General features: G+C 57.3%; 16 protein-coding genes. 9 read left to right on the forward strand and 7 right to left on the reverse strand.

Going from position 1 to position 15,085, the window contains the following annotated elements; genetic code table 11:
- Nucleotides 1-660 (forward strand): helix-turn-helix domain-containing protein, encoded by a 660-nt coding sequence (locus BLR63_RS21855; RefSeq protein ID WP_010565376.1) that lies wholly within the window; start codon nt 1-3, stop codon nt 658-660.
- Between the two features lie 120 nt (nt 661-780).
- Nucleotides 781-1,977, forward strand: coding sequence for a hypothetical protein (locus tag BLR63_RS21860; RefSeq protein WP_010565375.1), 1,197 nt, complete (start codon nt 781-783; stop codon nt 1,975-1,977).
- A gap of 95 nt (nt 1,978-2,072) precedes the next feature.
- On the opposite strand, the gene BLR63_RS31330 is transcribed toward BLR63_RS21860, so the two are convergent.
- From BLR63_RS31330 to BLR63_RS21875, 3 genes are read right to left on the reverse strand one after another with little or no spacing between them, the layout of a single operon-like run.
- Entirely contained in the window at nt 2,073-2,777 is a 705-nt protein-coding gene (locus tag BLR63_RS31330; protein WP_130926115.1) for a VOC family protein, read from the reverse strand.
- 10 nt (nt 2,778-2,787) lie between these two features.
- Nucleotides 2,788-3,312, reverse strand: a complete 525-nt coding sequence (locus BLR63_RS21870; protein ID WP_010565373.1) for a hypothetical protein — start codon at nt 3,310-3,312, stop codon at nt 2,788-2,790.
- The gene (locus tag BLR63_RS21875; RefSeq protein ID WP_010565372.1) at nt 3,290-4,105 is read right to left on the reverse strand and encodes a TIGR04255 family protein; all 816 of its coding nucleotides are present in this window, start codon (nt 4,103-4,105) and stop codon (nt 3,290-3,292) included. The genes BLR63_RS21870 and BLR63_RS21875 overlap by 23 nt, the downstream gene beginning before the upstream one ends.
- 417 nt (nt 4,106-4,522) lie before the next feature.
- Here BLR63_RS21875 and BLR63_RS31950 point away from each other — a divergent pair, with 417 nt between their 5' ends.
- Nucleotides 4,523-4,750 (forward strand): hypothetical protein, encoded by a 228-nt coding sequence (locus BLR63_RS31950; protein ID WP_010565371.1) that lies wholly within the window; start codon nt 4,523-4,525, stop codon nt 4,748-4,750.
- A 26-nt stretch (nt 4,751-4,776) separates the two neighbouring features.
- Here the strand turns inward: BLR63_RS31950 and BLR63_RS21885 are convergent, their stop codons facing one another.
- Both BLR63_RS21885 and BLR63_RS21890 read right to left on the reverse strand, forming a co-directional pair.
- Nucleotides 4,777-5,241, reverse strand: a complete 465-nt coding sequence (locus tag BLR63_RS21885; protein ID WP_010565370.1) for a hypothetical protein — start codon at nt 5,239-5,241, stop codon at nt 4,777-4,779.
- A gap of 234 nt (nt 5,242-5,475) precedes the next feature.
- Complete coding sequence (locus tag BLR63_RS21890) at nt 5,476-5,967, reverse strand: hypothetical protein (RefSeq protein ID WP_231998092.1); 492 nt, start codon at nt 5,965-5,967, stop codon at nt 5,476-5,478.
- 79 nt (nt 5,968-6,046) lie between these two features.
- On the opposite strand from BLR63_RS21890, the gene BLR63_RS21895 reads away from it, so the two are divergent.
- From BLR63_RS21895 to BLR63_RS21915, 5 genes are all read left to right on the forward strand, one after another.
- Nucleotides 6,047-6,310 (forward strand): helix-turn-helix domain-containing protein, encoded by a 264-nt coding sequence (locus BLR63_RS21895; protein ID WP_010565368.1) that lies wholly within the window; start codon nt 6,047-6,049, stop codon nt 6,308-6,310.
- A 406-nt stretch (nt 6,311-6,716) separates the two neighbouring features.
- Nucleotides 6,717-7,493: a helix-turn-helix domain-containing protein gene (locus BLR63_RS21900; RefSeq protein WP_042946904.1), complete on the forward strand. Its 777-nt coding sequence runs from the start codon at nt 6,717-6,719 to the stop codon at nt 7,491-7,493.
- 103 nt (nt 7,494-7,596) lie between these two features.
- Nucleotides 7,597-8,493, forward strand: a complete 897-nt coding sequence (yddG, locus tag BLR63_RS21905; protein WP_010565366.1) for an aromatic amino acid exporter YddG — start codon at nt 7,597-7,599, stop codon at nt 8,491-8,493.
- A 179-nt stretch (nt 8,494-8,672) separates the two neighbouring features.
- Entirely contained in the window at nt 8,673-10,454 is a 1,782-nt protein-coding gene (locus tag BLR63_RS21910; RefSeq protein WP_010565365.1) for an FAD-dependent oxidoreductase, read from the forward strand.
- Nucleotides 10,455-10,573: 119 nt separating this feature from the next.
- Complete coding sequence (locus tag BLR63_RS21915; protein ID WP_010565364.1) at nt 10,574-11,386, forward strand: IclR family transcriptional regulator; 813 nt, start codon at nt 10,574-10,576, stop codon at nt 11,384-11,386.
- 64 nt (nt 11,387-11,450) lie between these two features.
- Here the strand turns inward: BLR63_RS21915 and BLR63_RS21920 are convergent, their stop codons facing one another.
- Nucleotides 11,451-13,184, reverse strand: coding sequence for an FAD-dependent oxidoreductase (locus BLR63_RS21920; RefSeq protein WP_010565363.1), 1,734 nt, complete (start codon nt 13,182-13,184; stop codon nt 11,451-11,453).
- A gap of 298 nt (nt 13,185-13,482) precedes the next feature.
- On the opposite strand from BLR63_RS21920, the gene BLR63_RS21925 reads away from it, so the two are divergent.
- Nucleotides 13,483-14,292 carry a sugar phosphate isomerase/epimerase family protein gene (locus BLR63_RS21925; RefSeq protein WP_010565362.1) on the forward strand — a complete coding sequence of 270 codons (810 nt, stop codon included), beginning with the start codon at nt 13,483-13,485 and terminating at the stop codon, nt 14,290-14,292.
- A gap of 66 nt (nt 14,293-14,358) precedes the next feature.
- On the opposite strand, the gene BLR63_RS21930 is transcribed toward BLR63_RS21925, so the two are convergent.
- The gene (locus tag BLR63_RS21930) at nt 14,359-14,976 is read right to left on the reverse strand and encodes a hypothetical protein (protein ID WP_010565361.1); all 618 of its coding nucleotides are present in this window, start codon (nt 14,974-14,976) and stop codon (nt 14,359-14,361) included.
- Nucleotides 14,977-15,085 lie beyond the last annotated feature (109 nt).

The raw sequence follows: 15,085 nt of genomic DNA on the forward strand, positions 1-15,085 counted from the left end.
ATGGCGGGTAAAAAAGCAACGCCAGACCAAAACGCGCAAGCAGTCATTCTGAGAGAAGCGGGATATACCATTCCCTCAATCGCGCATGAGCTAGCTCTCAGCGTGAGCACCACCCAACGCATTTTGAAAGCGAATACAGCCGTCGCTGGCGCTACCCAACAGAAGCTAATCGCAAAAGCCAGAGAGGACATGCTGAACGCTGCGTTCGCCCTAGAGCAGGTTCAGATGAAGGCGGCGTCCTTGGTGATGGACGACCTAGCAATCAGTCAGCAGATAAGAAGAAAGCTCTCGATGGCCGTCGACCAACTTGATCCAGGAGACATCGCCTCCCTCCGAGCTCTCGCCGCAAGCGCCACCACTCTCAAGCTTACTCAGGACGTATACCAGCGTGCACTCCCGTTAGAACGGATGAACATGGCGCTGGACGTCGAGGAGATGCCCGAACTTCAGATTCGCATCATGACGGAGTACGACGTTGCAAAACTCAGAGCTGAGCAACGCAGAGAGGATGCAGAACAAAATGGAGATGCTGAAGCTATCGAAGGCGAGACCGAAACAATACGTTGGCTCGAATCAAAAGAAGATGAAGCCTGGAATAAACGACTGGCGGATGAAGACGACGACATCGTCATCGAAGGCTTTGATAGTGAAGTGACCTGATACTGACCTTCCATCTGTCAAAGCCTTAGAACCAGGAAAAGACGCTCACCCCCCTGGCGACAACCAGGGAACCACGAAAATGAAAATCTGCCCGGATCCGTGCCGGGCATTGAGACTGCTATGACGACCAATCATCAGAGCCCATTCAAGGAGGGTGAGGTTCTAGAAATTCAAACTCGCCTGCTCTCCAGTGCTCGTAACCGCCACGCAGAAAGCATGGCGCAGAGGCAAGCTTACAGAAATCTTTTTGGAGACGACTGGACTGAGCAGCCCCAACCAATCGACGTCGATCTAGATGAATCTGCACACTTGGATGACCTACTCGTCGAGCTTGCTTTGGAGCTACCAGCCGATCCTAGCGAAGTGATCATTGGTGCGCCTCAGGAGTATCGGGCCACAGAGGTTGGTCTATTTGCTGGAGAGCCTTCATACAGGCCTCTGAGCTCTTCTAGGCCGCATCTGGAACACCAAGAGACAATTTCTCACCGGGCGGATCAAATCATTGCACGCGGGATGGATTTTGCCGTCTCTGGAGTAAATGCAAAAAGCGGCTGCTCAAAACGTCATGATCGATCACTATCAACCCCAGGTAGAACGGGGCTTATCGCTAATTTCTACTTGAGTCATGCGCAGCGTGTAGTAGCTATTAAGGACCTACATCCAGACGTTGATCATCTACAGATAGAGAAGCTACTGAAGATAGATGCCTTCATTCGGAAGCTGGTGCAGGAATATCAAGGAACCAGTGAGCTGCCGGGTTGGGCCAAATTTGTTAGCCCGGAAATCAAACAGTTCTTTCGTATCTTTCATCTGTGCACGAGGCCCGACGCTAAAACGATCACCATCCGGCTCGATCACGAAACAGCTCAAGCGGCTCTTGCTGCTCCACGCGGTCCCGCGAACTACATCGGTGAGATCATCAAGCGAACGCTGGCGAAATTGGGGATAGCGACCGATCAGGCTTTCAATCTGGAATTCAATCACACCGGGCGCACAGAAAATCATCCTGCCCACATTCATGGTGCACTATGCATACCAGATAACAGGGTAGTGGAGGTGACAGGAGCTCTCAGGAGGGCGCTAGCTGAAGGCTACAGGCAACGATACAACAATCTCGCTGTTCACATCGAAGCCCCCCGGAGTGCACGTTCATGGGCCATGTATTGCATCAAAGAATATGATCTCACGGCGAGTAAGCTTTCTGATGAGCGCTCGCGAAAAACCCGCCCGGATTACGCGACTCAAAAGCTTACCCAGCAAGCACAAGAATTATATGAGGACATTAACGCTTGGATTGTTCTTGAGTCGATCAGTTGACCGCACGTCGACTGCATCAGAATGAATAAGCACGCTTTTCAATCATCAGGCGCTTACCAAAAAATGCTCATGGAGCTATCGGCAAGAGTCGTTGCTCAACCCGCACGGAGGACCATACCTACAGGTTGGTTAGGTGGAGCCGGGCAAGCTGTATTGAGCTGGCCTCGTAACTCTTCAGCAGTCTCCTGAACATCTGTGTACGAAGCTGGTCGTTTTTCAATGGGTAGCGATGCCGCAGCAGCCAGCTCAAAAGGGATCAAACGAAGCCCGTTCACATTCTTCTCTACAGCCGCAACATGCTTGTCATCTGCCCCATGCTGCCTCAATAACATGATGACATCAGCCGCCCACTTTCGATTGGCATCGCGATCTGTCCAAGTTTCTTCACGTATGAGCGGGACTGCAGCAGATCTCAGCACTTCAAGGACGAAGGAAGCACATGTGAGACCGTCACTGCCCTTGGGGGGAGTATATGTAGTTCCTACGAATGAGCCTTTTGAGGCAATAAAGTCAATGCCATAGGAAATTTTCGGCTTTTTCCGTGACACTGCTCGAACCACCGCGATAACCGATTTCCCCGCTTTCGGCGGCAATGCTATAGGGATTGCGATACCGCACTTTCGATGGGGGATTTCGGACACGTAAAATGCATGGTGCCAACCGAGCTCCACTACCCTCAGCTCATTTCCTTTCTCATTGAATATGATGCCCAGGTGCCCACCACCCAAATCGCTATGGAAAAGAGCAAGTGCAATCTCATGCTCGGGCAGTACCACGTTATTTACAGTGCCGAATACCATTTATAGGCTCTTAGATCATTCCGTAGAGTGCGTCATCAGGGTCTATCCCCTGCTCGGCCAACCTCAGTTTGGCTACACCCAGTGCGTGATCCCACCCCGGAATTTCCTTGCGCCATGAGTAAGTAACACGGAGCAGTGTAGCGAGTTGCTCACCATGAACATGAATCCCGTCTAAGTCATTGGCCGGAATGATCCCAGGCCCAAACTCGAGTACGGCCTCTAACGCCGTTTCAGCGGTAATGGTCAGGCTGTCCAAGTCTGCCGAGCTATTTTCTGTCGAGATCAGCGCGCGCAGCTTACTGTAGGTCGCTGATTTATGGCTTGATTTTAGATACGTCTTCAGATTCTTTTCTGTACCGGAGTAGTAGCTCCCAACCAAGAACACCACATCTTTGAACTGGCGCAGGTACTGAGGAACCTCCGCGATCCCGGAGGTGCGGCCAATATCGACTTTCGTGCTATACCGACGATTAGTCTCTCGGCTCGATATCTCGGTAGAAAGCCACGCATTGTTACTGAGGGCTGAGAGCGTCATGGAGCTTCTCCGTTATGGCTCGCCGAAAAAGAGCGCCAGCATTGCTATGCAACGTCTCTAACAACGCGACTAGCTCTTTTGAAGAAGTGGCGGCGTTGCCACATTCTTCATTGCTATCCATTTCATGAAAAAAATCAGCGTCAATGAGGAACGCTTTGGAAGCGTCCGCAACAGAAGTCAGTAACGAAGTCTGAAGCAGCAAGCTACAACCGTCCAAACGCATTAGGCACTGGGAAACCTGGCTTTCAAACGCATCCTCATCTACTTCACCTTCCTCGCAAAGGGCCTTATTGGCAAGGGGGCCGAGCAGGAAAGGTTTAATCAACTCGTGCCACGGCGTTCCCTCAAGGCCGAGCACTGACCTCTCTATCACGTCTCGGTACCGAAGCCCGATACGTGTTACGGCTAGCGTGCCAATTTCGTTGTTGAAATCTGTCACAGCCTGAAGCAAACAAGGAAGGTATTCGTCCCAGCTTTTGTAATTAGTAGAGGTGAAAGCAATGAACTCTCGAGATATCGATACCTTGGAGCTTCCGTCCGGCTGAGAGAGGTGATGAATGCTATCGCCTTCAACAATTCGGGGGACAGGAGAAGCACCCTCTTTGACGGGCTCAATTACCACGTTGAACGAAGACTCATCATGGCGCTGAATGTAACCGCGATCTTTTAGGGTCTTCTGGAGCTGCTCAAGCACGGTCGCTGGGAGTTCCAAGCGCTGAAACCGTATCTGGCATACGACTTCCGCAAGCGGATTCTTTCCATATATCACGCGTGAGGTAGGAGCAATTTTCATGAAAGTCCGAATCTTTCCTAGAATTTGGTCTGCTTCAATAGGTTTCGACTATCGCCCACTGAATCCCCGAAAGATCGCAGTGGGGGGCATTCACGCGGACTATAGACTCAGGATACGAATTTTGCACGATGTTCCCTTCGATTGAAGCCGCACAGCTCTGCCTAATTCGAAGCAGACTCAAGCCATCGAAAATTCTCCATCAGCATCCTGCCTCTCAGGTGACAGAACCATTTCAGAAGCCGAACCATATCTCAGACTGGGCTTGGTGATCCCTTTAGAGGTTACGTTGTGGGCCGTGCACTGCCATGTGCGAGCAAATCGATGGAATATCTAGTTTGTCAGTGGGTTTGGAGAAGCGCCATCAACATCTGCGAGGTCAGCTAGTCTTCCCTCACCAGTTACTCAAGGACGATACGCATGCCAGATAATTCCGAAGCCAACATAGCTACAGCGGACGCTCTCACATTGCTCCTGCATAACCAGCACGCCATATGTGCGGCAATTGAGGAGGTGACCAAGTGGCTCTCTGAGAATGGAGAGGTGAGTATCGCTGCCAACGCAATTGGGGCCATGGAAACGCTGGACGCGAATGCTCAAGACATCACGGACGCTATTATGCGATTAAGGCAGTCGTCCCCCTCATGAGCTAGCCTGAAAGAAATGCGAGTGTCTCAAAAACCTTGATTCATAAGGATCAGCTCCTTGATTTCGACCTGATCATAGAGATCGGCGTACTCGACAAAGGACATCGCTCCGGCTCCCTTGGTCAAGTCCAATCCGGAGTCCACGATTTTTCGAGCTTCGAACAAGTCGCCTTGAGCAATCGCCCTCATTAAGTCTTCAGCGGAATAGTGAGCCGGCTCTTGCTTCTGTGCAGAAGATATCTCGCCACGAGTGGCACCGGACTTGCTGGCAACGAAACCGAACCCAAAAAGCAGCACACCCAAAATCAGAAAGGCTACGGCGATAAGCGTGTAGTTCTGCTTGTCTGAGATCAGACCTAGGTTGTTCACCCGCATCCCGGTGAGAGATGGATAGGCGCTGTCCACTACGACGCTGGTGTCCATACCCATAGCAATCATCAGCATCACAAAGCCAGCAGCACCAATAACCATCCCAGAAATTTTCATGTTCATGAATAGTGATTCCTTTCGTTTAGGCCAGGTGGCCGAGAAAAACCGTAATCGAACAGCTTAGCGATCATTAAGATAATGACGAGGTGACCTACGTTATTCATTGCTATGAGTAGTTGATGCGCAGAGCGAGCAGAACGGCGCGTTGAGGCCAGGTGGAGCTAAAAGTGACGCTTTGTAGGAAGGTCATATACACAGCACTGAAAACTGTCACTGCTTGGTATGTAGCCTCTGCACTCAGTTGGCGACGACCTTCGTCGTCATGATGCAATTGGTGGAGGCCTTCTCCCACGGGTTGTCAGACTCACAGAACGCCATCGGGCTCATTGGCGTGCCTTTGACTGACCAGGAATTGGAGGCAGTGCGCTCACGGATGTCATTGGCTTCTACAAGCCCGGAGCAAATTTCTTCTGATGTGAGAGCTGCTCCCTTTCCACCAAATGACGGACGAGTATAGGTTTTAGCATCGTAGGCTCTTACCACTTCGATGACGACGCAAGAGCTGTCCTTCTGCTTACCCTTGTTGGCGAACTCACAGTGCGCATCGCCATTCATCTTGGCGCTGCAATCGGCCTGGACTTCAGCCAACACAGCAGTGGATAGAGCGCATGAAGCGACAATCAGTACTGTTTTCAGCATTTTATGAGCCTTGTTGGGAATGAATTCGCCCGCAACGCAGCGCATCAAAATACGCTGTGGTTGAAGGTGCACAGTCAGAGACAGGGCCAAAAATACTACATAAACCCGTTTTGGGATAACCCTGAAATAGGTTTACTTAAGTTGCCGAACATTTTTTCGGCAGCGCGCAATGAAATCCATCCGCACACAACCCTATGTCCGTCTGCTTGAGCTTTTGGTGGAACGGCGAAATACAGCCGGTCTCACCCAATCACAAGTGGCTGATCGACTGGGTCGTCCTCAATCCTTTGTGTCGAAGTTCGAAAGAGGTGAACGTCGATTGGACGTGATTGAGTTCCTGGAGGTGTGCAGGCAGTTGGAAACTGATCCGTATCAGCTCCTTCGCGATTTGGAGGGTGCAGGCAATCCAGCGACGAGAAAAAAGGCGAAATGAAATTTGCCTCTCATGGGTTCGATGGATACCGTGGGTGAGACATTAACCAGCCCCACCAAGCTGGTGCATTCATCCAGAAAGGCCCGCCAGGCGGCTCGGGACTACGGCTTACCGCTGTTGTGAGTTCGAATCCCGCCGGGTGCACCACATACTAGTTTCTGGCTGTCTCAGACAGTCTACGAAACACCCCAAGAAGCCCGCCCCGTGCGGGCTTTCTTGTTTCTGACTATCCGTTCCCGTCCCCCCTATAACTTCCTGCCGTGTATGCCCACATGTGGGCTTTGAGATTTATATAACTGAAGGCATACCGGAAAAACGCCGCCCTTAGCCCCCCCACCCGAGATACGCTGGCATCCAGACGAAACCGTGACATAGGATAAATCCCTCAAAAACCGGAGCATCACGGATGAGCACCACCGCCCCCCAATCGTTCTCTCTTTCGTTGCGCTCTTACTCCGGTCAGGTTGAGCTTCACCAACATGACTTTCATCAAATAGTGCTTCCCCAATCCGGGTCGATGGAGATTGAGGTCGACGGGCGGGGGGGCAAGGTCGATGCGAGTCAGGGGGTGGTGATTTCGGCGGGGGCCCGGCATGCGTTCCTGGCCAATACGCGTAACCGTTTCCTGGTGTTGGACGTCGCGACCGATCGTGGCGACGCGCAGAAAAGCACGGTTGCGTCGCTCGAGCCACTCGGTGATAAGCGCTTTTTTGCGCTCAGGCCCGATGTACGTCATTTGCTCGATTACGCCAGTAGCAACGGGTCACGGTTGATCGGCTCACTCACGATGGTCGAGTCCTGGAGTCGGTTGCTGTTGGGTTCGTTATTGCAGCCCGAGGTTGCGCGGGACGATCCCGGCCAGTTCATTCTGGCGCGAGCGCTGGCCTATATTGAGCAGCATCTGAGCAGCGCTCTGACGGTGCCTGATATTGCTCGTAATGCGGGCACCAGCGAGCGGCGTTTGTATGTGCTTTTTGGGCAGCACCTGAACACGACGCCGTTCTCGCATATCGCGAACTTGCGCCTGAATCTGGCCATTGACCTGCTGCGCCAAACGTCGTTGTCGATCATTGAAATTGCGCATCGCGCCGGGTACGCCGATCAGAGCGCGTTAACCCATGCCCTGAAGAAAGCTCGCCATCTGACGCCGGCCGTTGTGCGTAAACACCTGCGGGACCACTGAAAAATCAGCAGTCCTGAACAATTTTTTGGCAGGTCTGATCAATACGCGCGGTGCCGACCTTTCTATTGTTCTCGCTTGAGGATTATCCACAGAGGGGATTTGCATGAGCACTTCCGAGGCATCTATCACCCTCGCCAAGCGTGCCACCCTGATCGGGGTGATTGCGGTGTTTTTGTGGGCGTGCCTGGCGCTTCTGACCACTTTGACCGCCGGGATCCCGGCCTTTCAGTTGCTGGCTTCGAGCTTCGCGGTCGCGTTCCTGGCCAGCGTGTGCCTGCTAGGCCTGCGTGGCGCGGCGGGGTTCAGCAGTTGGCGTCAGCCTTGGTCTGTGTGGGCAACGGGGTTTGCCGGCATCTTTGTCTATCACGCGTTGTATTTCTTTGCGCTGAAGGCCGCGCCTGCGGCTGACGCCAGCCTGATTGCCTACCTGTGGCCGCTGTTGATCGTCCTGCTGTCGAGTGTTGCTACCGGCGAGTCGCTGCGCAGGCGCCAACTGCTGGGCGCTTTGCTCGGCCTTGCGGGGACGGCCTTTATCATGCAACTGCGGGCCCGGAGTGACGGTGCGTCGATGCCGGTAATCGGTTACGCCGCAGCCTTTGCCTGTGCTTGGGTCTGGGCGGTCTATTCGATCGTCAACCGGCGTTTCAGCCATGTTCCGAGCAGCATCATCGGCGGTATTTGCGGGCTGGTGGCAGTGGCCGGATGGCTCTGCCACCTGGCTTTCGAAACCACGGTGCGACCTGACACGGGCCAATGGGCGGCAATCATAGCGCTGGGGCTGGGCCCGGTCGGTCTGGCTTTTTTCGCCTGGGATCACGCGACGAAGCACGGAAATCTAGCGACGCTTGGCGCCCTGTCTTACCTGGCGCCGCTGTTCTCCACGCTGCTGCTGATTGCTGTGGGGCAAAGCGACGCCAAGCCGATCCTGATGATTCCCGCGGTGTTGATCATTACGGGGGCGGTGATCGCCACGTCACGCTCGCGCAATACCTCACGGTGATATCACTGGATAGCTTCGCAGGCAGCCCTGAACGGCTGAGCAAGCTATTTCATTGAGGTTGGCGCGTACACAGAACGGATTGACACCTGACAGCGATAAATGGAACCATATTCCAAATATTAACATCATCTCTTATCAGACTTGAAAAGCGGATGACCACCCCTGCCAGGTATTCCCTCATGACACCTTCCCATCAGCAGCAAACCCGACAGATTGATTGCGATCTGCTGGTTATCGGTTCTGGCGCTTCTGGCCTCGCGGCTGCGGTGACGGCCGCCTGGCATGGGTTGAAGGTCGTGGTCGTGGAGAAAGATACGCACTTTGGCGGCGCGTCGGCGTGGTCGGGCGGTTGGGCGTGGGTGCCGGGTAATCCGCTGGCCAGGCGCGCGGGGATCATTGAGGATCCGCAGCAACCGCGCACCTACCTGAAGAACGAATTGGGCGTGCATTACAACGCCGAACGAGTGGATGCCTTCCTCGACAATGCGCCTCACATGGTGGCTTTTTTCGAACGTTTTACCGCGCTGAAGTGGGCCGACGGCAATGGTATTCCGGACGTCCATGGCAATGTGCCGGGGGCCGCGACCCAAGGCCATCAGGTGATTGCGGCGCCCTACGATGCAAGGGAGATGGGGCGGTTGATCAAACGCATGCGCAAGACCATGCGCGAGACCTCGTTTTTCGGCATGCCCATCATGGCTGGCGCCGATCTGGGTGCCTTCCTCAGCATGACCCGCTCGCTCAAGGCGTTTATCCATGTGGCCAAGCGCTTCACTGCCCACTTGCGCGACCTTGCCGTGCATGGCCGCGCCATGCATCTGGTCAACGGCGTGGCGCTGACCGGGCGCCTGGCCAAGTCGGCTGAAGACCTGGGCGTGATATTGATCGAGTCGGCGCCCGCCCGCGAGTTGCTGATGGAAAACGGCAATGTGCTGGGTGCCAGGGTCGATACGCTCAAGGGCCCCCTCGACATCCGCGCCCGCAAGGGTGTGGTGTTGGCCGCCGGCGGTTTCCCGAATGATATTGCGCGCCGCCAGGCGCTGTTCCCGCGCACGCCTACCGGTCACGAACACTTGGCGCTGCCACCGCAATCCTGCTCCGGCGACGGCATCAGCCTGGGCGAATCCGCCGGTGGCGTTCTGGAAACCCATGTTGCCTCCCCCGCTGCCTGGGCGCCCGTGTCGCTGGTCAAGCATGCCGATGGCAGCACGGGGCATTTCCCGCACATCATCGAGCGCGGCAAGCCCGGCATCATTGGCGTGCTATCCACCGGCAAGCGCTTCTGTAATGAGGCCGACGGTTATTACGATTACACGGCGGCGATGGTGGCCGGCGCGCCACCCGGTGAAGAAGTGGCCTCCTGGCTGATCTGCGATCACCGTTTTCAACGCCGGTTCGGGCTGGGCATCTCTCGCCCCTTCCCTTTACCCGTTGGCCCTGCGGTGCGCAGCGGCTACCTCCAGCGCGCCGACACGCTCGAAGCGCTGGCCAGAGCGTGCGGCATTGATTCGGCGCAACTGGTCAAGACCGTCAACCATTTCAACGAGCACGCGCGACGTGGCGAAGACCCGGAATTCGGGCGTGGCTCCACCGCCTACAACCGCAAGATGGGCGACCCGCTGATCACCCAAGGCAACCCTTGCGTCGCACCCATCGAAACCGGGCCGTTCTATGCGGTCAAGGTGCGCCCCGGCAGCTTCGGCACATTCGCCGGGCTCAAGACCAATGGCCAGGCGCAGGTCCTCGACCAACGCGGCAAGCCAATCAGCGGGCTGTACGCGGTAGGCACCGACATGGCCAGCGTCATGGGCGGCCACTACCCGTCTGGCGGCATTAACCTGGGCCCCGGATTGACATTCGGCTACGTGGCCGGCCGGCATGCGGCGGGAGCGCACGCTTATGAAAGCCACGACACAACCCACAGCCCCGGCGTGGACAAGGTCGCGCAAGCCGTCACCTGAGGCTCGCGGCGAAGGCAACCAGGGCGCCCGGCGCGGCGCTATGGTTGCTATGCTTGCGCGCGGAGATGAAATAAGATTCCAAGTCGATCCAGTCACGTTTTGTATAAAAGGAAACAGTCATGAGCAATGCCCTGGGCCGTGGCCTTCGCGCCTTAGAATTACTGGCCGGCCATTGCGAAGGTCTACCCCTTCAGGACATCGCCGGAGCGCTGGATATGGCGCCCAGCGCGACCCATCGAATGCTCGTCAGCCTCGTCGAAATGGGCTACGTCCGCCAGGACCCACGCCACGGTAATTACATCCTCGCGTTGAAACTGATTTCTCTGGCCCTCAAGCATCTCTCCGACATCGACTTGGTCGACCTGGCGCGCCCCATGCTCGACCAGCTGGCCAACGAATCGGGCGAGTTGGTGCGTCTGGGGCTTGTCGATGGGGAATCGTTGATCTGGGTTTCCAAGGCTCAGGGCACCCGTTCCGGCCTGCGCTACGACCCCGATGCGGGCGCCGAGGCCAAGCTCAGTTGCACCGCTTCGGGGCTGGCGTGGCTGAGCACGATGAGCACCGAACAGGCGCTGGAGCTGGTGTATCGCCAAGGCTTGCCGAAACCCGGCCAATACGGCCCGAATGCGCCGACCACGGTCGAAGAGCTGTTGGCGTGCCTGCAACGGGCGCGCAGCCAGGGTTACGCCATGGTCAGCGAGAGCTTCGAGGCCGGTGCCGCAGCCATTGCCATGCCAATCATGCAGGCAGGACAGAAGACCGCGGCCGGCGTCATCAGCATCGCCGGCCCCAGCGTAAGGCTGACCCTTGAGCGCCTGGAGCAACTGGTTCCAGCATTGCAGCAAACCGTTCGGCAACTGGAGCAGGCGCAGGTCGGCAGCGTGCCCCATCTGTCACTGATGACCGCCACCAGCGTGCCGGCATTGCCATAAGGCGTGGGGTTGTCACCTGCAAAGGCCGGTCAGCACCGGCCTTTGTTGTTGATACCGCGCGGCGTTACTGCTCCAGCACCGCCTCCTTGGCCGGCATTTTCGCCCGTTGCGCCGCATGGCCCGCCGCCAGGTAAGCGAACGTCAGCCCAGGCCCCAAGGTAATTCCCGGCCCCGGATAGGTGCCGCCCATGATCGAGTGCATGTCGTTGCCGATGGCGTAAAGACCTGGGATGACCTGATCCCGATCGTCCAGCGTGCGCCCCTTCGCATCGGTCGCGAAGCCGGTTGCCGCGCCGATATCGCCTGGGTACAGGCGGATCGCGTAGAACGGTGCAATGCCGAGGGTGCCGAGGTTGGGGTTGGGCGTGTTGCTCCCATCGCCGTTGGCCCGCTGATAGTCGGTGGTCCCCCGTTGATAGTCGAGGTCGACGCCGGTCCTGGCATATTCATTCATGCGCCGCACGCTGTCCTGCAACCCGCTGGCATCAATGCCCAGACGCCCGGCCAACGCCGCCAGGCTCGCCCCTTCAGTCAGATAGCCATCCTCGAGGAACGGCTTAAGGCCTTTGCCCCCAGGTCGCACCATGCCCAGACCGTACTGACGCAAGCCCTTCGCATCGGTGACCAGATAGGCTGGCGCCACGCCCGCCTTCTGCATGCCGATACCAAACAGGTGGTAAGAGGTCGACTCGTTCAGAAAGCGTTTGCCCTGCTGGTTGACCGTGATCATCCCCGGCTTCCCACGGTCAAGGATGAAGTGCGGGAACACCGCGAGACTGCCATCGGCCCGCTTGCGCGTGGACACCGGTGCCCAGAACGCATTGCTCAGGCCGGGCTTGCCATAGCGCGCGCCCACGCCCTGCGCCACATCATGTGCCTGCCCCGTGTGCCCGCTGGCGCCAGGGCACCATTTGACATCAATTCCCGGCAGTAACGCCTTGCGCCGCTCCGGATGGCGGTTGAAGCCACCCGAGGCGAGGATCACCCCGCCTTTGACCCGCAGTCGCCGTTTGAGCCCCTGTTGCGACAGGACAATCGCCTCGATGCCATCACTGCCCGACTCCACACTGTCCATCTGGCACTGCGTCAATACCGGCACGCGTCGTTGATCCAGCGATTGCAGCAGGCTGGCGATCAGCGCATTGCCCATCACCAGGCGGGTACCGCGCGAATGCCGCAGGCGGTCGACACCCTGGCGAACCAGAAGCTTGATGCTGTGACGCAGGGACTTGAACGACTTGGTCATGCCCAGCAAGTGGTTGACGTCATCGCGGTCCACCATCATCCCCCCCAGCACCGTGAACTCGGGAATGGGCGGACGTATCAGGGCAAAGCGCTCGCCGAGCTGGCGACCGTCGAACGGCAGTGGCTCCAGGGCGCGGCCTTTGAGTGTCGAGCCTTCCAGGTCGGAGATGTAGTCGGGATGGAACGGTCGGGCACGGTAGCGCACCGACGAATTGTCCTCGATGCACTTGACCGCCAGCGGGCCGTTTTCCAGGAACGCACGGCGAAGGGCCGGACTCGATCGATCACCCACGGCCAGATCGAGGTAATGGGCGGCTTTCTCCAGGCTGTCGTCGTGCGCGCCGACCGCGCGGGCGTGGTGGCTGTTGGGCACCCATGTGGTGCCCGCGGAAAAAGCCGTGGTGCCGCCGACATATTCAGACTTTTCCACCAGCAGCACCTTGGCGCCATTGATGGCCCCAAACAAGGCGGCGGACATGCCAGCGCCGCCCGCGCCGACTACAACAATGTCGAAGGCTTCACCTTCGGATATCTGCGACAAGCGGGTGATCATGATGGGTACCTTCCGAGGCTTTGAACTGTTTTGGAATGTGATTCCACAAAATAATTCAATTTGTTTAAGCCTACAAGACAGGAAAATCTGCTGCTAAAAAAACCCGGATCAGGCTCATAAACAGCAGCAAGGAAGATACTTCACTATTGGAATGGCATTCCACTCATGCTAATTTCCCCCGGTGTTCCTGTTCATTTTCCTGCCTTCATCGCTCGGCGTGCTGGCCATGATCATCAAAGGTCGCCACGGGCACTCATCCCTGAAAACCGCCACGCAGAAATAAGACCAAGGAGTTCCCATGCCCACCCCCTATTCACTGGCTCATTTGACAGCCCTGACCCATAACCCTGCGCAAATGGTCGATCTGGCGGCGCGTACCGGCTACAGCTATGCCGGCTTGCGCTTGCTGCCCGTGGCACCGGGCGCGCTGGCCTATCCCTTGATGGACAACCCCGCCCTGCTCGCCGAAACGTTGGCACGCATGGAGGATACCGGCGTCGGCATCTTTGACTTGGAACTGATCCGCCTGAACGCCGATTTCAACGCGCAGGACTACCTCGCCTTCTTTGAAGTCGGAGAGCGGCTCGGTGCGCGTGCGGTGCTCATTGCCGGCGACGATCGCGAATTCAGCCGGCTGGTGGAGAACTACGCGCGTCTCTGCGAGGCCATGCAGCCCTATGGCTTGAGCGCCGATCTGGAATTCATGCCGTGGACCGCCGTGCCCGACCTGACCACCGCCTTGCGTGTCGTCGGCCAGGCAGACCAGGTCAACGGCGGCATCCTGATCGACGCGCTGCATTTCGACCGCTCCGACAGCCGCGTCGAGGACATCGCGAAGATTCCCACGCAGTGGCTGCACTACGCCCAGATCTGCGATGGCCCGGCTCAGCGCCCAACGACTGACGAAGGCTTGATCTACGCCGCACGCAACGCGCGATTGCTGCCGGGTGAAGGCGCCATCGACTTGCGGCGGATCTGGCAATCACTGCCGGCCGAGCTGCCGATCAGCATCGAGATTCCGAACGAGCAGCGCGTGGCGCAAGTCGGCGTGGAAGCATGGGCGCGCTCGGCATTGGTCGCCGCCAAAGCCACGCTCGGGCCTGCATAACGCAGATTTTTTTGTAGGAGCAAGCTTGCTCGCGAAGAGGCTCAACGACGACACGGGAAGTCTGGCTTATCGACACGCACGCTCGGCCGGCGCGGTCGCCGCTATCGGCATAAAGGTGCCCGCCGACAACTCGTAAATCAGGAACAGGCAGCGCCGCGACACGCTGCCATCCGGCGCCTTGGCATATTTCATCCCGGTATAGAGTTCGTAGTCTTTGCCTCTCTCGAAGGTGACCACCTGGGTATCGGCGGCGCATTGGAAATAGCGTTGGCCGTCGACACCGGCGGCCAACGCTTCGCGCTGGAGCACAAACGGCATGCCGGCCGGCACCCGATACTCGGCGACGATCTCGGTGTAGGCGCCTTCGGCCATGCGGATCGCTCCCAAGTATTGATCCAGGGTCGGCAGCTTGCGGGGCGGCATGCCCAGTTGCGGCGGGGTCACGGGCGACTGTGGGTAGTTGATGCTGGGCTGGCCGTCACTGCCGAAGCGTCCGGCCCTGGCCAGGCCCTGCTCATTGCCGACGCAGCCGGTGTACGCACCGCCCCGCACTTCGCCATTGGTGATCACACGCAGCCTGGCGGTGTCGCTGCCGGCGGGCGGGTCGACGTAAGGCACCCAAGGCTGGTGATTGCAGGCGGACAGCAACAACGTGCTGCACAGGGCGAGAAATTTCAGGTCCATTGATAGCACTTCCATGTGATGAATGCGGGGGGATGACAGGTTGTCGGGCGCGACTTTACGCCAGGGTCAGATCGCCCGAAACCCGCACGAGCGCCTTGGGCAAAATAAA

The organism is Pseudomonas extremaustralis, assembly GCF_900102035.1.
Lineage (GTDB): Bacteria > Pseudomonadota > Gammaproteobacteria > Pseudomonadales > Pseudomonadaceae > Aquipseudomonas > Aquipseudomonas extremaustralis.